The sequence below is a fragment of the Nigerium sp. genome, assembly GCF_039811905.1.
Classification (GTDB): Bacteria; Actinomycetota; Actinomycetes; order Propionibacteriales; family Propionibacteriaceae; genus Propioniciclava.
Genome location: NZ_JBDHZL010000004.1, coordinates 13,108 through 29,944, shown reverse-complemented (window position 1 = coordinate 29,944; position 16,837 = coordinate 13,108). Strand labels below are relative to the sequence as shown.

Genomic DNA, 16,837 nt, shown 5'->3' with positions numbered 1-16,837 from the left:
GACGCCCACCGACAAATTTTCAGCGGCTTCGCACCTGTGGATTCCGACGCTCGGTCAATCCCGCGGCACCGAGGCTACCGAACACCTGTTCGAACACCAACCGACACGCCGCGCGCCCCGCCCAGGTTCCCCCGGACGCCCGCGGCGTCCTCAGCGCTCGCGCGCGGGCAGCTCCAACGCCTCCCACACCGCGCGCCACACGTCTTTCGCCGGGACGCCGACCTCGAGCGCCGCCGCGACGGTCTGACCCTCCAGGGCCTCCAGGTGGGTCTGCTCCGCCCAGGAGCGCGCGTAGGCGTCCCCCAGCGCATGGTTCATGCGACGCCAGAACTCGACCTCGCGCATCGCTCAGGCGGCGGTGGCGCGGGCGTTCGCGACCGGCAGCGGCGTGACCTTCTCCAGCGCGTCGACCTTGTCGCTGACGCGGCGAAGCACGTCGGCGAGCGACACGTCGAGCGCACCACAGATCGCGTTCAGCAGCTCGCTGGACGCCTCCTTCTGCCCGCGCTCGACCTCGGAGAGATACCCCAGGCTGACCCGGGCGACCGAACTGACCTCGCGCAGCGTCATCGCCGCGGCCATGCGGAACTCACGCAGCGTGGTGCCCAGCAGCTCGCGCATCAGGACTGGCTTCACGTGAACCTCCGCTTTCATGCCTCGACTCTAGCGACCCTCAGGTCAGCTTCGCACTGAGGATCAACGCCGGACGGGGGGCCTCTCATTCCCTCCCGGGCCGGCCTTCTCCACGGACGCGGGGGGTCGTTCTTCTCGGGACGGGGTACCGGAGCCCGGCCTCCGCCTCAGGCGTCCCCCGGCGAGATGCCCTGCATCAGGAGCTCGAGCGCGGCCTGGACCGTCGCCTCCCGGATCGCCGAGCGATCGCCCTCGAACTGGTAGCGATGAGTGACGTTGAACCGCGGCAGCGACGCGATCTGGGGCCCGAGCACGCACACCCAGACCTCGCCGGGGTCGTGCCCCTCCTGGGGGTCGGGCCCGGCGACGCCCGTGACGCCGATCGCCCAGTCGGACCCCGTGCGCCCCTGCACGCCGCTCGCCATGTCGGTCGCGATCTCGGGGCTGACCACCGAGTGCGCGGCGATGTCGTCGGGGTCGACCTCCAGCAGCCGCGGCTTCATGCGCGTGTCGTAGGCGACGATGCCGCCCAGGTACACCTTGGACGCCCCCGGCACCTCGGTGACCGCCGCGCCCAGCAAACCGCCGGTCAGCGACTCGGCCGTGCTTAGCGACAGGTCGCGGCTCGTGAGGGTCTTGACGACTTTGGTGGCGACGTCGAGCGCGCTCACAAATCCTCCTCAGGGTGTGCGGCCAGGTAGTTCCGGCGGAGGTTCTGCGCCTCCCTCAGGTAGTCGAGGCCCGTCAGCACCGTCAGAACGAAGGCCGCGATCATCACGATCCAGGCGATCACGGCCCACCAGCCAGGCATGAACTGCAGGCCCGGCAGGAACATCGCGAGCGCGACCGACTGCGTCACGGTCTTGAGCTTGCCGCCCCGGTTCGCCGCCATCACGCCGTACTTGATGATCGCCCAGCGCAGCGCGGTGATCCCCAACTCGCGCACCAGGATCACGATCGTGATCCACCACGGCAGCTCGGCGAGGATGCTCAGGCCGATGAACGCCATGCCGGTGAGGGCCTTGTCGGCGATCGGATCCCACAGCTTGCCGAAGTTCGTCACCAGGTTGTACTTGCGCGCGATGCGCCCGTCGACCGCGTCGGTGGCGATGGCGAGGAGGAAGACGACGGTCGCCCACCACCGCATCGCGGGGTCGGCCGGGAACGCCAGCAGCAGCCACGCGAACACCGGCACGAGCACGAGCCGCAGCGCGGTCAGCGCGTTCGGAACGTTCAGGTTGCTCGGCCCGTTCGCGTTGCCCGCCCAGTTCTTGCTGCTCGCCCACTTCTTCACGGAATCGGCGGAGAACCGCCTCTTCTTGGGCGCGTTGGACGCGCTCTGCCCGGACGTGGCGGAAGACGACATCAGGCCTCCTTGACAGCGACGAGGTCGACACCCTGTGTGGAGATGACCCTACCCCAGACGAGCTGGCCCGCGACCAGATCGTCCCCCGAATCCTGCAGCGAGGTGGCCCCGTCCACCTCGGGGCCCTGATGCTCGGCCCGGCCGACCGCGTCGTCGCCGTCGCGCCCCTCGATCAGCACCCGGACGCGCTCCCCGACCCGGTCCTCCGCGCGCTGGTCGGTGAGCTCGGCGGCGAGATCGCTGAGGCGCTCGTACCGCTCCTCGATCACCTCGGGCGGCACGTGGTCGCCCAGGCCGACGGCCTCGGTGCCCTCCTCGTCGGAATAGGCGAAGACGCCGAGGGCGTCCAGTCGGGCGGCCGAGACGAACTCGGCGAGGATGTCGACGTCGGCATCTGTCTCGCCCGGGAAGCCGACGATCACGTTGCTGCGGACGCCCGCCCGCGGCGCACGCGCGCGGATGGACTCCAGGAGGGTGAGGAACTGCTCGGCGTCCCCGTAGCGGCGCATGCGCCGCAGGACCGGCCCGGACGCGTGCTGGAACGACAGGTCGAAGTAGGGCACGACGCTCTCCAGGGACGTCATGGCGTCGATCACGGACGGCCGCAGCTCGGCCGGCTGCAGGTAGGAGACCCGCACCCACTCGAGGCCGGGGACGGCGTCCAGGCGCTCGAGCAGCCGCTCGAGCGCAGTCGGATCCCCGAGATCCTTGCCGTAGGAGGACGAGTTCTCCGAGACCAGGAACGCCTCCCGGACGCCCTGGTCGACGAGCCAGCGCGCCTCCTCGACGATCTCGTCGACGGGCCGGGACACGAACGACCCGCGGAACGACGGGATCGCGCAGAACGCGCAGCGGCGATCGCAGCCGGCGGCGATCTTCAGGGGCGCGGACGGCCCCCCGCCCAGGCGCCTGCGCACGGGTCGCGGACCGGACGCCGGGGCCAGCCCGGACGGCAGGTCCGGGCCAGCCGGCGCACCCGACCCCGCGCTGAGCCCGGGGATGGCGACGCGAGCCGCGGCGTCCTGCCGGGACGCGGGCGCGAGTGGGAGCAGTCTGCGCCGGTCGTGCGGTGTGTGGGCCGGCAGGTGCTCCCCCGCCATGATGGCGCGAAGCCGGTCGTCGATGCCGGCGTAGTCGTCGAAGCCGAGGACGGCGTCCGCCTCCGGCAGCGAGTCGGCGAGCTCACGCCCGTAGCGCTCGGCCAGGCAACCGACGGCGACGACCCGCCGCGTCCGCCCCGACTCCTTGAGGTCGGAGGCCGCGAGGATGGTGTCGATCGAGTCCTTCTTCGCGCTCTCGATGAAGCCGCACGTGTTGACCACGATCGCCTCGGCGTCGGCGGGCTCGTCGACCAGCCGGAACCCGCCGGCCTCGAGCCGGCCCGCGAGCTCGGAGGAATCCACCTCGTTGCGCGCGCACCCCAGGGAGACCACGTGGACGCTCGTCGGTTCTGTCACGACGCCACGCTACCGGAGCGCGGCCCTCGGCCATCGTTGTGGAAGAATCGCCGGGTGCGTCCGATCATGCAGAGCGAAAAACTCCGCGACGTCCGCTACGACGTCCGCGGGCCCATCCTCGTCGAGGCCCAGCGCCTCGAGGCCGAGGGGCACAAAATCCTCAAGCTGAACATCGGCAACCCCGCCCCCTTCGGCTTCGAGGCCCCCGAGGCCATCGTCGCCAGCATGATCCACCACCTGCCGGACGCCGAGGGCTACTCCGACAGCCGCGGCATCTATTCGGCCCGGACGGCGGTCTCGCAGTACTACCAGAGCCACGGCCTGAAGAACATCGACGTCGAGGACATCTTCATCGGCAACGGCGTCAGCGAGCTCATCACCCTGGTGCTGCAGGCCCTCATCAACAACGGCGACGAGGTGCTCGTGCCCGCGCCCGACTACCCGTTGTGGACCGGCGCGGTGTCCCTGTCCGGCGGCCATCCCGTGCACTACGTGTGCGACGAGGAGAACGCCTGGAACCCCGATCTCGCCGACATCGAGGCCAAGATCACCGACCGGACGCGGGCCCTGGTCATCATCAACCCGAACAACCCGACCGGCGCGGTCTATGACGAGCCGACCGTGCGGGGCCTGGTGGACATCGCCCGCCGCCACGACCTGATCCTGATGTCGGACGAGATCTACGAAAAGATCATCTTCGACGGCTACCAGCACCTCCACACCGCGGCCTTCACCGGCGACGACGTGATGTGCCTCACCTTCAGCGGCCTGTCGAAGGCGTACCGCATCTGCGGCTACCGGGCCGGCTGGGTCGCGATCAGCGGGCCGAAGCACGTGGCGTCCGACTTTCTGGAGGGTCTCACGCTGCTCGCGAACATGCGCATGTGCGCGAACGTTCCGGCGCAGCACACCATCCAGACCGCGCTCGGCGGCTACCAGAGCATCAACGAGTACGTGGTGCCCGGCGGCCGGTTCTACGACCAGAGCAAGCTGGCGTGGCGGCTGCTGAACGAGATCCCCGGGGTGTCGTGCGTGGAGCCGCACGGGGCGCTGTACGTGTTCCCAAGGCTCGACCCCGAGGTGTACCCGATCCAGGACGACCAGGCGTTCGTCATCGAGATGCTGCGCGCCAAGAAGATCCTCGTGACGCACGGCACCGGTTTCAACTGGTTCGCGCCCGATCACTTCCGGCTCGTCACGCTGCCGAACACCGAGATGCTGACCGAGGCGATCGGGCGCATCTCGTCGTTCCTGGCCACGAAGCGGTAAGTGTCCGGGCGGCGTTCGCTGCTGGCGGTCGGGGTGGCCCTGTGCCTCCTGGCCGCCGGATGCACACCGTCGTCGGAGGCGCCCCCGCGTCCTCAGCTTCTCGACATCGCCTACGCGAGCGACACCAACCCGGCTCATCGGCTCGACCTGTACCTCCCGGCGGGACGGGGGCCGTATCCCCTGGTCGTGTTCATCCACGGCGGGGCGTGGGCCTTCGGCGACAAGGCGATGCGGCTCGGCTCGCGCGGCGGTTACGGCGACCTGCGGCGCACGCTGTACGCGCAGGGCTACGCGGTGGCCAGCGTCCGGTACCGCTTCGTCAAGGAGGCCCGGTTCCCCGCTCAGCTCTACGATGTGAAGGCCGCGGTGCGATACCTGCGCGCCAACGCGCGGCGCCTGAATCTGGACGCCCGCCGCTTCGTCGCCATGGGTGACTCCGCCGGCGGGCAGCTCGCCGAGATGGTCGGGATGACGTCGAACCGCCCGGAGCTCGAAGGCGACGTGGGCGTCACGGGGGTGCCGAGCGACGTCCGGGCGGTCGTCAGCTACTTCGGGGTGTCCGACCTGGTGCGCATCTTCGACGACCGTGTCAAGGAGGGCTGCGGGCCGCGCCCGCGGCGTCCTGAACGAACCAGGGAGGGCCAACTCGTCGGCGGCGACCCCGAGGGGGACGCCAAACCGCTCGCGACCCTCGGCAGCCCGATCACGTATGTCGATTCGGCGCCGGACGTGCCGATCCTACTGTTTCACGGCACGCGGGACTGCGTCGTGCCGGACACCCAGTCGCTGCGCCTCTACGACGCGCTGCGGGCGGTGGAGAAGCCGGTCGAAATCCAGTTGGTCACGGCCGGCCACGCCGACCGGCTGTTCTACACGGACAGGACCTTGCGGGCCCGCCTCGTCGACTTCCTCTCCTGCCAGGACGCCATCAGCTGAGGCACGAAACGCGGCTTGGGCAACTCGAACAGCCAGGTGAAGCGCAGGGCGCGGGCGAGACCCTCGACCAGCAGGCTCGCGGCGACGATGAGCGCGGTGAAGATGAGCGGGTAGAGCCACAGGCCGGCGCGGGTCTCCAGCAGCACGCGCGGCCATTCGTACAGCGGCCCCTCCGGGATCACGGTGAGCGCCATCAGCGCCGGGTAGTGCAGCACGTAGATCGACACGGTGTGCCGGCCGACCCAGACGAGCGGCCGCGTCCACAGGGCGCCGGACGCCGCGAGCAGCGCGGCGAGCGAGAAGACCGTCACGACGCCCCCGATCGACGCCATGACCGAGAACGGGTAGCCCCAGGCGGCCTCCCCGGACAGGTCGTGGACGGCCACGCCGACGCCGGTCACCGCTCCCCCGATGAGCAGCGAGCGCCAGGGCGTGGAGGCCACGGACTTCCACAGCGAGCGTCCGTACAGGCCGAGCCCGAAGAAGAACAGCAGCTGCGGGATCTTGACCCACAGGCCGAGCGACGTGGACAGCGTCAGGCTGGCCGTCGCGCTGATCGCGAACGAGACCGCGAGGACGATGCGCCAGTCCAGCTTGCGCGTCGCGGCGAAGAAGGCGGTGTACCAGACCAGCCCGGCGAGGAACCACAACGTGCTGTACGGCACGAGCAGTTGCCCCAGGAACTGCTCGGGCGCGACGGCCTGGGCGACGTCGCGGGCGTCCAGCAGGACGGTGATGGCCGCGTAGATCGCCAGCCAGACGACGTACAGGTAGCTGTTCGCCAGGAGGCGGTGGCGGACCTTGTGCGAGAAGAGGCCCTTCGAAATCGCCGAGGACGCCAGCCAGCCCGAGATCACGAGCAGCGCCGGCATGCGGACGGCCTCGAGGACCAGGCTCACGTTCGTCCAGAAGAGCGGTGCGCGGCTCTCGAGACCTTCGGTGAGGGGCAGGTACTGGTAGATGCCCACGTGCATGAGCACCACGGCCAGCACGACGAGCCCGCGCGCGAGGTCGAGCCAGGCGAGGCGCCCCTTCGAGGTGGGGCTCGGAACGGACACGGCTGCCGCATCGACGGCGGGCGCGGTCTCCCTGACGGATGCCGGTGAGAGCGTCGCGGGCCCAGTGCCGGCCGGAGCCGCTGCCCCCGAGGGCGCGGAACTGACCGGAGCGGATGGTCGGTCGAGGATTGCAGTCACAACAAGAGCTTTCGATCGGGGGTCGTCTTCTCTGTTCTCTGGATGTGTCTATTCTAGAAGATTCGCTTTTCAACCGCCTGTGCTCGGGCTGTGGTTGCCGAAGACCAGGGTCCGGCTAGGGGTAATCCCGGGCAACTCGCCGGGCATGTGCCTCCGGCTAGCCACGACATCGCGGGACAGGCGTCCCGGGACGGGCGTCGCGCGCCTCACTCCCCGCGGCGACGGGCCAGCAGGATCACGGCCCCGGCCGCGGCCGCGAGGAGGCCGATGAGGCCGGGCAGCATGCTCCCCGCGCCCGCGTGCCGCACGGGGCCCACGAGCGCCCCGAGGGCCCTCAGCCCTCCCGCAGGTTGCCCAGCACCTCGTCGAGATCGTCGGGCTTCACCAGCACCTCGCGGGGCTTCGACCCCTCCGAGGGCCCGACCACGCCGCGGGTCTCCAGGATGTCCATGAGGCGTCCGGCCTTCGCGAAGCCAACCCTCAACTTCCGCTGGAGCATCGACGTCGAGCCGAGCTGCAGGTTCACGACGAGTTGCGCGGCCTCCAGGACGAGGTCGAGGTCGTCCCCGATGTCCTCGGCCACCTTCGTCGACTCCTGCGGGGCCGCCACGTCCTCGCGGAATTGCGGGGCCATCTGGGCGCTGACGTGCTTCACGACCTGCCGGATCTCGTTCTCCGTGACCCAGGCCCCCTGCACGCGCATGGGCTTGGACGCCCCCATCGGCAGGAACAGCCCGTCGCCCTGGCCGACGAGCTTCTCGGCGCCCGGCTGGTCGAGGATGACGCGGCTGTCGGTCATGGACGACGTCGCGAACGCCAGCCGGCTCGGCACGTTGGCCTTGATGAGGCCCGTCACCACGTCGGTCGACGGACGCTGCGTCGCGAGCACCAGGTGGATGCCGGCGGCGCGGGCGAGCTGCGTGATGCGGACGATCGAGTCCTCCACGTCGCGCGGGGCCACCATCATGAGATCGGCGAGCTCGTCGACGATCACCATGAGGTACGGGTAGGGCGCGAGCACGCGCTCCGACCCCGGGGGAAGCTGCACCTGCCCGGCGCCGACCGCCTTGTTGAAGTCGTCGATGTGCCGGAACCCGAAGGCGGCCAAGTCGTCGTACCGGGCGTCCATCTCGCGGCAGACCCACTGCAGCGCCTCGGCCGCCTTCTTCGGGCTCGTGATGATGGGCGTCACCAGGTGCGGGATGCCCTCGTAGTGCGTCAGCTCGACCCGCTTCGGGTCCACGAGCATGAGGCGCACCTCGTCGGGCGTCGCCCGCATCATCACCGACGTGATGAGGGAGTTCACGAAGCTCGACTTGCCCGACCCCGTGGCGCCGGCGACCAGCAGGTGCGGCATCTTCGCCATGTTCGCGATGACGTAGCCGCCCTCCACATCCTTGCCCAGGCCGACCGTCAGCGGGTGGTGGTCGTTGCGGGCGCGGTTGCTGCGCAGCACGTCGCCGAGGCTGACGATCTCCTTGTCGCTGTTCGGGATCTCGATGCCGATCGCCGACTTGCCGGGGATCGGGCTGAGAATCCGGACGTCCGCCGACGCCACCGCGTAGGCGATGTTCTTGCCGAGCGCGGTCACCTTCTCGACCTTCACGGCCGTGCCGAGCTCGACCTCGTAGCGCGTGACCGTCGGGCCGCGCGTGTAGCCGGTCACGGTCGCGTCGATGTCGAACTGGCGGAACACCTCGTCCAGCCGGCCCACGACCGCATCGGACGCCTCCGACCGCGCCTTGGGCGCGGTGCCCGGCTTCAGGGTGGACGCCTCCGGCAGCACGTAGGCGACGTCGCCCGAGAGCGTGAGCTGCTCGGCGCGCAGGGGCGCCTGGCTGTGCTCGGGCGGCTGGACGTCCTTCGGCGCCGCGACCTCCACCTCGGACGCCTTCGCCGGCGGTTTGCCGGCGGTCACGGTCTTCGCGGACTCCACGGCGTCGTGGTCGTACACGTCGACGGTCGGCTCGTCGTCGGCGACGTGCGACTCGACGGCCAGGGGGCTGTCGTAGGCCTGGTCGACGCCGTACTCCAACTCCGGATGCTTCGCCGGGGCCACCGACGCCATCGCCGCGCGCACCCGCCCGGCCATGATGGGCAGCTGGTGCAGCGGGATGCCCAGGATTACCAGCACCCCGAACAGCATCAGCAGCGCCAGCAGCGGGGCCGCGACCCACACGGTGAGCAGGTCGACGAGGAAGCTCGACGAGATGAACCCCAGGACGCCGCCCGCGTCGCGCATCAGCTCGGGCGTGTGCGGCGACGGCATGCCGCGGGAGATGTTCACCAGGCCCAACAGCCCGAGCAGGAAACCGGTCCACCCCACGACCTGACGCCCCGCCGGGCCGTTCGCCTCGGGGTCGCGCAGCGTGCGCCAGGCCATGCCGAGCGCGGCGAGCGGCAGCGCGTAGCTGAACGCGCCGAAGACCGTGGCCACGAGGGTGCGCAGCCAGACTCCGGCCGGGCCGGGAAGCTGGAACCAGAAGGCCGCCATCACGACGATCGCCGTCGCGATCAGGGCGAGGCCCGCGCCGTCGCGGCGCAGCGCCGGGTCGAGGTCGCGGGCGGTGCGACCCAGCCCGCGCACCGCACGGCCCACCACGAACGCGAGCGCTCGCCACAGGGCCGCGCACGCGCGGCCGAGGCCGCCGAACAGCGCGCCCAGACCGCTCGAGGACGAGCGGGAGCGCGACGTGGACTTCTTCTTGCTTCCGGCTGCACGCGAGGACGAGGCCCTGCCCGAACCGCTGCTGCGGCTCGAGGTGCCTCGGCTCCGCGTGGGGGAAGACGCGCGGGTCGCCATGGCCCCAGACTAACTCACGCCCCAGCCGGGGCCCGAATGCCCCACGCCGGGGGCGTCCGCGGAAGTGCAGCGACCCACCCGGCGCGAGGACGGTCTAAAAATGCGTCCAGCCGCCGTCGGCCGCCCAGGGCTCGCCGTCGACCAGGACGGCCGGCTCCCCGGCGGCGACGCGCCCGATGACGGTCCAGCCGGCGGGCACGTCGGCGGGCGCGAACGTGGCGAGGAGCGCGTGATCGTCGCCGCCGCCCAGCAGGTAGGTGAGCGGGTCGCCCCCGCCGATCGCGGCGGCGACCGTGCGCTGCGGCTCGGACACCTCCAACGCGGCGGTGTCGATCTCGATCGTCACCCCGGACGCCTCCGCCACGTGCCCGAGGTCGGCCACGAGCCCGTCGGAGCAGTCGATCATCGCGGACGCCCCGGCGACGGCCGCCGTCGCCCCCTGCCCGTACGGGGGCTCGGGGACGCGGTGCGCCTTCACGACCGCCCCCGGCGACCGGAACCCGCGGCTCAGCACGGCGAGCCCGGCGGCGGCCATGCCGAGGCGTCCGATGTAGGCGACGACGTCGCCCGCGCGCGCGCCGGAGCGCAGCACCGGCGGGCGTCCGGCCAGATCGCCGAACACGGTCGCGACCAGGGCGATCCTCTCCCCGCGCGTCACGTCCCCGCCCAGCAGGGACGCCCCGCACGCCGCGCATTCCTCCTTGACGCCGCTCGCGCACTCGGCGACCCAGGCCGCCTCCAGCGCCGGCGGCACGGTGAGGCTCAGCACGACGCCGACGGGTGTCGCGCCCATCGCCTCGACGTCGGCCATCGCCGACGCGACCGCCTTGCGCCCCACGTCGTGGGGGCCCGACCACACGCGGCGAAAGTGCACGTCTTCGACCATCGCGTCGGTCGAGACGGCCACGTCGCCCCGCGGCGAGAACACCGCGCAGTCGTCCCCCGGCCCCACCGGCACGCTGAGCGGCAGGTCGAGGCCGTGGACGATCTCGCCGATCAGGCCGAACTCACCGGCGTCCGCGACCGTGGGCCCCGCCATCAGCGCAGCCCGAGCGGACGATCCAGCGCGAGCTGGATCAGTTCGGCGATGAGGTCGGCATACCCGATGCCGGAGGCCGCCCACAGGCTCGGATACATCGACGTCCGCGTGAAGCCCGGCATCGTGTTCAGCTCGTTCACCCACACCTGCCCGTCGGCCGTCACGAACGTGTCGACCCGCGCGAGCCCCTCGCACTCCATCGCCTCGAACGTCGCCGCCGCGACCTCCTGCAGCCGGGCGAGCGTGGCCGGGTCCACGTCGGCCGGGATCGCCAGCGTCACCGTCGCGTCGTCGGGGGTGTACTTCGCCTCGTAGTCGTAGAACGCGTCGTCGGTGTGCATGACGATCTCGCCCGCGATCGACACCCGCGGACGCCCGCCGTTGGTGCCCAGCACCGCCAGCTCCACCTCGCGGGCCCCGAGCACACCGTTCTCGACGATGACCTTCGGATCCCACCGGTGCGCCTCTTCGATCGCCGCCGCGAGGCCCGACGGGTCGTCGACCCGGCTGATGCCCACGCTGGAGCCGCCGCGGGCGGGCTTCACGTAGACCGGGAACGTCAGCTCGCCGGCCCGGCGCTCGCAGTCCTCGCGATTCTGCGCCCACTGGAGCGACGTGATCGTCACCCAGTCGGCGATCGGCAGGGATGCCCCGGCCAGCTGCCGCTTCATCATGTCCTTGTCCATGCTGTTCGCCGACGCCGGGACGCCCGAGCCCACGTACCGCACGCCGAGCATCTCGAACAGGCCCTGCACCGTGCCGTCCTCGCCGAACGGGCCGTGCAGCAGGGTGAACGCCACGTCGAACGCCCGCTCGTTCACGAGCCGGTCGCCCTCCCGGGTCGCGATCGTGCCGCCGCCCTCGCCGCCGGCTCGCAGGACGAACGCCTCCGGACGATCCTCCCCCAGCCGCGGCAGCCGGCCGTCGACGATGTCGAGCGCCTTCATCTCGTCGGTCGTCACCTGCACCCAGCGGCCCGACGGGGTGATGCCGACGCCCACGACCTCGAACCGATCCTCGTCGATCGCGCGGGTCACCCCGCCCGCGGTCAGGCAGGACACGTCGTGCTCCGAGCTGACGCCGCCGAAGATGACGGCGACGCGGGTGCGTGGGGCTTCAGACATGGATGCTCCGTCTCTGTCACGCGCCCGCCCGGCACGGACGCCCGGGGACCAATCTAGTGCCCGGACGCCCCCGCCGCGGCAGCCAACGCCGCCCCCGCTACGATCGCGCCATGACCCCTCGGACGCCCGCCCGCGAGTTCCCCGCGACCGCCCAAGGGCCCTGCCCCGACGGCTGGGCCGCGGTCGACGACGCCGGCCGGCCGCTCACGCTGCCGACGGACGCCCTGGTCGGCCTGCGCACCCTGCGCCCGGGCCAGCGCATCGTGATCGTCACCGACGACGACGGACGCCTCCGCGCCCGCCTGCCCTGAGGGCGGGAGCGCTCACCGCCCCCACGCCCGAACGAACCCTCTCAGCGCCGGACGCCCTCACGCCCGCTCGCCGACACCCATCCCTTGCTGCGAGGAGTTCGACTCCGCGGCGCCCTCGACGGCCCGCTTGAACAGCAGCCCGGCTCGAAACCGGGGGACGAACATCGCGTCCTTCGGTGTGCGGCTCCCCGTCGCGGGGTTGCGCACCATGCGCGCCGAGCGGTGCACCCGCTCGAACACCCCGAAGCCGGTCAGCGACACCTTCTCGCCGGCCGCCGTCTGCTGCACGATCGTCTCCAAGACAGCATCGAGAGCCCGACCAGCCTCCGCAACGTTGCCGTCGAACCTGCTCGCCAACGCCTTGGTGAACGCCGTCTTGTTCATGGCGCTCCCCCTTCCCGGCGCACCGTCGCGCCCGGGTCGTACCAACCTATCCCGCGGCGGAGAGACCGCGAAATCAATCCTGACGTTCCAGACTACCCCCCGGCGGGCGGGTGCTGATAGGGCCCTCACCCAGGCAGGTGAGGGCCCTCACCCAGGCGGCGACTGCCGCTTCACTGGGCGTGATACCGGAATGTCCGGGGGAGTCAGTCGGCGACCAACACCGGCAGCGTGGTCGGCTTGAACGACGGCCGGGACGCCTCGAACGCGGCGATGTCGTCCTCGTGCTGGAGGGTCATGCCGATGTCGTCCAGGCCGTTCAGCAGCCGGTGCGCCGTGTAGTCGTCGATGGCGAAGGTGAACGTCTGGTCACCCGCGACAATCGTGCGCGCGGGCAGGTCGACGGTGAACTCGATGCCCGGCGTCGCCTCGGCGATCGCCCAGAGCTGCTCGACGACGTCCTGACCGACGGTCGCGATGAGCAGGCCGGCCTTGCCCGAGTTGCCCCGGAAGATGTCGCCGAACCGGCTGCCGATCACGACCTTGAAGCCGTAGTTCTGCAGCGCCCAGACGGCGTGCTCGCGCGAGCTACCGGTGCCGAAGTCGGGCCCCGCGACCAGGATCGAACCGGACGCGTAGGCGTCCTGGTTCAGCACGAAGGCGGGATCGCCGCGCCAGGCGGCGAAGAGGCCGTCCTCGAAGCCGGTCCGCGTGACGCGCTTGAGGTAGACCGCCGGGATGATCTGGTCGGTGTCGACGTTGCTGCGCTTCAGCGGCACCGCGACGCCGGTATGGGAGGTGAACTTGTCCATGGCAGGGCTCCTTACAGGTCCGCGGGCGAGCTGAGGGTGCCGCGGATCGCCGTCGCGGCGGCGACGGCCGGCGACACCAAATGGGTGCGGCCGCCCTTGCCCTGGCGGCCTTCGAAGTTGCGGTTCGACGTGGACGCCGACCGCTCCCCCGGCTTCAACTGGTCGGGGTTCATGCCGAGACACATCGAGCAGCCCGCCTCGCGCCACTCGGCGCCGGCGTCCGTGAAGACCTTGTCGAGGCCCTCGTCCATGGCCTGGGCTCGCACGCGCGCCGACCCCGGCACGACGAGCATCCGGACGTCGCCGGCCACGCGGCGACCCTTGATGACGGACGCCGCCAGCCGTAGGTCCTCGATCCGGCCGTTGGTGCACGAGCCGAGGAACACGGTGTCGACGTGGATGTCGCGCAGCTTCGTGCCGGCGGCCAAGTCCATGTAGGTGAGGGCGCGCTCGGCGGCCGAGCGGGCGTCCGGGTCGTCGAAGCTCGTCGGGTCGGGGACCGTCTCCCCCAGCCCGGCGCCCTGGCCGGGGTTGGTGCCCCAGGTGACGAAGGGGGTGAGCTGGTCGGCGTCCAGATCGACCTCGGCGTCGAAGACGGCGTCGGGGTCGGTGTAGAGCGTCTTCCAGTAGGCGAGGGCGGCGTCCCACTCCGCGCCCTGGGGCGCGTTCGGACGCCCCTGCACGTACGCGAACGTCGTCTCGTCGGGGGCGATCATGCCGGCCTTGGCGCCCCACTCGATCGACATGTTGCAGATCGTCATGCGCCCTTCCATCGACATGTTCTCGATGGCGGTGCCGCGGTACTCCACCACGTAGCCCTGGCCGCCGCCCGTGCCGACCTTGGCGATGAGGGCGAGCACGACGTCCTTCGGCGTGACGTCGGCGGGCAGCGTGCCGTTCACGTTGACGGCCATGCGCTTGGCCGGGGTCTGCGGCAGGGTCTGCGTCGCGAGGACGTGCTCCACCTCCGAGGTGCCGATGCCGAACGCCAGCGCCCCGAAGGCGCCGTGGGTCGAGGTGTGGCTGTCGCCGCAGACGATCGTCATGCCCGGCTGGGTCAGCCCGAGCTGCGGGCCGACGACGTGCACGATGCCCTGGTCCTTGTCGCCGAGCGAGTGGATCGGGACGCCGAACTCCGCCGCGTTCTTGCGCAGCGTGTCGACCTGGAGCCGGCTCACGGGGTCGGCGATCGGCAGGCCGATGTTCTCGGTGGGCGTGTTGTGATCCTCCGTCGCGAGCGTCAGGTCGGGGCGGCGCACGGGGCGCCCCGCGAGTCGGAGCCCGTCGAAAGCCTGCGGGCTGGTGACCTCGTGCACGAGGTGGAGGTCGATGTAGAGCAGGTCGGGCTCGCCGCTGGCGCTCCGGACGACGTGGCTCTCCCACACCTTGTCACTGAGGGTCTTCCCCATCGTGTCTCCTTCGATTACGGTCGTCGAACAGGCGCATCCCAAGCGGCGCGCCGCGTTCCACCGTCCATTATGGATTTGCATGTCATGATTCGAGACGGCAATATCATCCTATGGACAGTTCAAGCGGAGTCGGCGTCCTCGATAAGGCCGCACTGGTACTGACGGCCCTCGAACAGGGACCGACCACGCTGGCCGGCCTCGTGAGCGCGACAGGGCTCGCCCGGCCCACCGCGCACCGTCTCGCCGTCGCGCTGGAGCATCACCGCCTCGTGAGCCGCGATCTCCAGGGGCGCTTCGTTCTCGGGCCGCGGCTGACCGAGCTTGCCGCCGCGGCGGGCGAGGATCGCCTGTTGGCGACGGCCGGGCCCGTGCTTAACCGACTGCGCGACATCACCGGCGAGTCGGCCCAGCTGTTCCGGCGGCAGGGCGATCTGCGCGTGTGCGCGGCCGCGGCCGAGCGTCCGTCCGGGCTGCGGGACACGATCCCGGTGGGGACGCAGTTGACGATGAGCGCCGGCTCGGCGGCCCAGGTCCTGCTGGCCTGGGAGGATCCGGAGCGCATTCAGCGCGGGCTGTCGGCGGCCTCGTTCTCGGCGGTCGCCCTGGCGACCGTTCGGCGGCGCGGCTGGTCGCAGTCCGTGGCCGAGCGCGAGCCGGGCGTGGCGTCCGTGTCTGCGCCGGTGCGCTCGCCGTCCGGCAAGGTCATCGCGGCGGTGTCCGTGTCGGGCCCGATCGAGCGGCTGTCGCGCCAGCCCGGACGCCTCCACGCCCCGGCCGTCATGGCCGCGGCCGACCGCCTCTCCGAGGTGCTGCGCCGCAGCGGCGGCGAAGGCTGAACCCATCGTGCCCCCTGACGCCGCCGCGAGGGCGGGTCTGGGGGCACGTGCATGATGTCGACGAGTTGAAGCCTCGCACACCGTCGTGCGGAACCGGCCTCCTCGCGAGGGCCGGCTCGGGCTGGCGTCAGGGACGACCGATCAGAACGACACCGACCGGAACGACACCGAGTCGGACGACTGCCCGAACGAGACGGAGCGGAACGACACCGAGTCGGGCGATTGCCCGAACGAGACGGAGCGGAACGACACCGAGTCGGGCGATTGCCCGAACGAGACCGAGCCCGTCGAGGCGCCGAACGACACGGACCGGAAGGACACCGAGTTGAACGACGTCGAATGGAACGAGGTCGAGTTGAAGGACGTCGAGTTGAACGACGTCGAATGGAGGGAGGTCGAGCTCGTCACGGCCGGGGCCGCGTCGGCAGGAGCAGCGCACAACAGCGCACCGCCCATCGTCAGCAGAGGGATAGCGACACCAGTAGCCCAATTTTTGAGGTGCATGAGGCTAATGTAACGAACAGATGGCGCAACACCGCGTCACACGCCGGGAGATTGCCCAAACATCGCGACATCCTGTCCCTGAGACCGCTCACTGTAGCCGACGGCAGACCGGACCACGGGCCGCGTCCGCGTGGATTCCCCTAGTCCTTCACAGTTCGGCCGATAAGTGACGGGCGAATCAATAATGTTCTATGCATGAATGTGAAGGAATCGCCCCTGCGGCGAGGTTCTCGTAGACGCCTCGAACACGTCGTCGCGGCCATCCCGCGGGCGACCCTGACAGGCCGGTTCCCGGGAGACGCCCCCGAGCGGACACCCGCTCGCGCGTCCCGATCGAGAACGAGCCAGTCAGGGTGGGCGGACGGCGTCCCGTCTGCGGCGCTCCCACCGGGCCCCGGCCGCCCTGCCCGCTCCCGGACGCCGCACCGCAGGATGACGCATCCCCAGACACGACGAACGGCCTAGCCGACTTTCGTCTGACTAGGCCGTTCACCTCGTAGCCCCGACGGGATTCGAACCCGCGCTACCGCCTTGAGAGGGCGGCGTGCTAGGCCGCTACACAACGGGGCCCTAGCGGCGCCTTGGCGCCCGAGAAGATTAGCAAACACCTGCGGTGCCCGGCCAATCGTCCCTGGCAGGGGTACTAGGACTCGAACCTAGACTGACGGAACCAGAATCCGGCGGGCTGCCAATTACCCCATACCCCTTTGGCATCTGCGTGCGCGGGAAGCCCCGTCACACAGAATCGCTGACCTCCCGGC

General features: G+C 70.8%; 18 protein-coding genes and 2 tRNA genes. 4 read left to right on the top strand and 16 right to left on the bottom strand.

Going from position 1 to position 16,837, the window contains the following annotated elements:
• Positions 1–150: 150 nt before the first annotated feature.
• From WMJ97_RS01980 to rimO, 5 genes are all read right to left on the bottom strand, one after another.
• Positions 151–345, bottom strand: a complete 195-nt coding sequence (locus WMJ97_RS01980; protein WP_347347280.1) for a DUF3046 domain-containing protein — start codon at positions 343–345, stop codon at positions 151–153.
• Between the two features lie 3 nt (positions 346–348).
• Positions 349–636, bottom strand: coding sequence for a helix-turn-helix transcriptional regulator (locus WMJ97_RS01975; protein ID WP_347347343.1), 288 nt, complete (start codon positions 634–636; stop codon positions 349–351).
• A gap of 164 nt (positions 637–800) precedes the next feature.
• Positions 801–1,304: a CinA family protein gene (locus WMJ97_RS01970; protein ID WP_347347279.1), complete on the bottom strand. Its 504-nt coding sequence runs from the start codon at positions 1,302–1,304 to the stop codon at positions 801–803.
• On the bottom strand, positions 1,301–1,999 hold the full coding sequence (gene pgsA, locus WMJ97_RS01965; protein ID WP_347347278.1) for a CDP-diacylglycerol--glycerol-3-phosphate 3-phosphatidyltransferase: 699 nt from the start codon (positions 1,997–1,999) through the stop codon (positions 1,301–1,303). The genes WMJ97_RS01970 and pgsA overlap by 4 nt, the downstream gene beginning before the upstream one ends.
• Positions 1,999–3,456 (bottom strand): 30S ribosomal protein S12 methylthiotransferase RimO, encoded by a 1,458-nt coding sequence (gene rimO / locus WMJ97_RS01960; RefSeq protein WP_347347277.1) that lies wholly within the window; start codon positions 3,454–3,456, stop codon positions 1,999–2,001. Before rimO ends, pgsA begins: the two co-directional genes overlap by 1 nt.
• A gap of 54 nt (positions 3,457–3,510) precedes the next feature.
• Here rimO and WMJ97_RS01955 point away from each other — a divergent pair, with 54 nt between their 5' ends.
• Together WMJ97_RS01955 and WMJ97_RS01950 are read left to right on the top strand one after the other, a co-directional pair.
• Positions 3,511–4,725: a pyridoxal phosphate-dependent aminotransferase gene (locus WMJ97_RS01955; protein WP_347347276.1), complete on the top strand. Its 1,215-nt coding sequence runs from the start codon at positions 3,511–3,513 to the stop codon at positions 4,723–4,725.
• The gene (locus WMJ97_RS01950) at positions 4,726–5,661 is read left to right on the top strand and encodes an alpha/beta hydrolase (protein WP_347347275.1); all 936 of its coding nucleotides are present in this window, start codon (positions 4,726–4,728) and stop codon (positions 5,659–5,661) included.
• Here the strand turns inward: WMJ97_RS01950 and WMJ97_RS01945 are convergent.
• The 5 genes from WMJ97_RS01945 to WMJ97_RS01925 form a co-directional block, all read right to left on the bottom strand.
• Entirely contained in the window at positions 5,595–6,719 is a 1,125-nt protein-coding gene (locus tag WMJ97_RS01945; protein ID WP_347347274.1) for an acyltransferase, read from the bottom strand. The genes WMJ97_RS01950 and WMJ97_RS01945 overlap by 67 nt on opposite strands.
• 344 nt (positions 6,720–7,063) lie before the next feature.
• Positions 7,064–7,174, bottom strand: coding sequence for an LPXTG cell wall anchor domain-containing protein (locus WMJ97_RS01940; RefSeq protein ID WP_347347273.1), 111 nt, complete (start codon positions 7,172–7,174; stop codon positions 7,064–7,066).
• Positions 7,175–7,191: 17 nt separating this feature from the next.
• A complete protein-coding gene (locus tag WMJ97_RS01935; protein ID WP_347347272.1) occupies positions 7,192–9,660 on the bottom strand; it encodes a DNA translocase FtsK 4TM domain-containing protein in 2,469 nt (822 codons plus the stop codon).
• Positions 9,661–9,754: 94 nt separating this feature from the next.
• Complete coding sequence (locus tag WMJ97_RS01930) at positions 9,755–10,699, bottom strand: thiamine-phosphate kinase (protein WP_347347271.1); 945 nt, start codon at positions 10,697–10,699, stop codon at positions 9,755–9,757.
• Positions 10,699–11,823, bottom strand: a complete 1,125-nt coding sequence (locus WMJ97_RS01925) for a D-alanine--D-alanine ligase family protein (RefSeq protein WP_347347270.1) — start codon at positions 11,821–11,823, stop codon at positions 10,699–10,701. The genes WMJ97_RS01930 and WMJ97_RS01925 overlap by 1 nt, the downstream gene beginning before the upstream one ends.
• Before the next feature lie 110 nt (positions 11,824–11,933).
• On the opposite strand from WMJ97_RS01925, the gene WMJ97_RS01920 reads away from it, so the two are divergent.
• Positions 11,934–12,134, top strand: coding sequence for a hypothetical protein (locus WMJ97_RS01920; protein ID WP_347347269.1), 201 nt, complete (start codon positions 11,934–11,936; stop codon positions 12,132–12,134).
• A 57-nt stretch (positions 12,135–12,191) separates the two neighbouring features.
• Here WMJ97_RS01920 and WMJ97_RS01915 read toward each other — a convergent pair whose 3' ends face one another.
• From WMJ97_RS01915 to leuC, 3 genes are all read right to left on the bottom strand, one after another.
• Positions 12,192–12,518 (bottom strand): HU family DNA-binding protein, encoded by a 327-nt coding sequence (locus tag WMJ97_RS01915; RefSeq protein WP_347347268.1) that lies wholly within the window; start codon positions 12,516–12,518, stop codon positions 12,192–12,194.
• A gap of 203 nt (positions 12,519–12,721) precedes the next feature.
• A complete protein-coding gene (gene leuD, locus WMJ97_RS01910) occupies positions 12,722–13,327 on the bottom strand; it encodes a 3-isopropylmalate dehydratase small subunit (protein ID WP_347347267.1) in 606 nt (201 codons plus the stop codon).
• Positions 13,328–13,338: 11 nt separating this feature from the next.
• A complete protein-coding gene (gene leuC / locus WMJ97_RS01905) occupies positions 13,339–14,736 on the bottom strand; it encodes a 3-isopropylmalate dehydratase large subunit (RefSeq protein WP_347347266.1) in 1,398 nt (465 codons plus the stop codon).
• Positions 14,737–14,846: 110 nt separating this feature from the next.
• Here leuC and WMJ97_RS01900 point away from each other — a divergent pair, with 110 nt between their 5' ends.
• The gene (locus WMJ97_RS01900; protein WP_347347265.1) at positions 14,847–15,572 is read left to right on the top strand and encodes an IclR family transcriptional regulator; all 726 of its coding nucleotides are present in this window, start codon (positions 14,847–14,849) and stop codon (positions 15,570–15,572) included.
• Between the two features lie 141 nt (positions 15,573–15,713).
• Here the strand turns inward: WMJ97_RS01900 and WMJ97_RS01895 are convergent, their stop codons facing one another.
• The 3 genes from WMJ97_RS01895 to WMJ97_RS01885 form a co-directional block, all read right to left on the bottom strand.
• Positions 15,714–16,076, bottom strand: a complete 363-nt coding sequence (locus WMJ97_RS01895; protein ID WP_347347264.1) for a hypothetical protein — start codon at positions 16,074–16,076, stop codon at positions 15,714–15,716.
• Between the two features lie 497 nt (positions 16,077–16,573).
• Positions 16,574–16,646, bottom strand: a tRNA-Glu gene (locus tag WMJ97_RS01890).
• 62 nt (positions 16,647–16,708) lie between these two features.
• Positions 16,709–16,783: transfer RNA gene (locus WMJ97_RS01885), tRNA-Gln, on the bottom strand.
• Between the last annotated feature and the right edge of the window lie 54 nt (positions 16,784–16,837).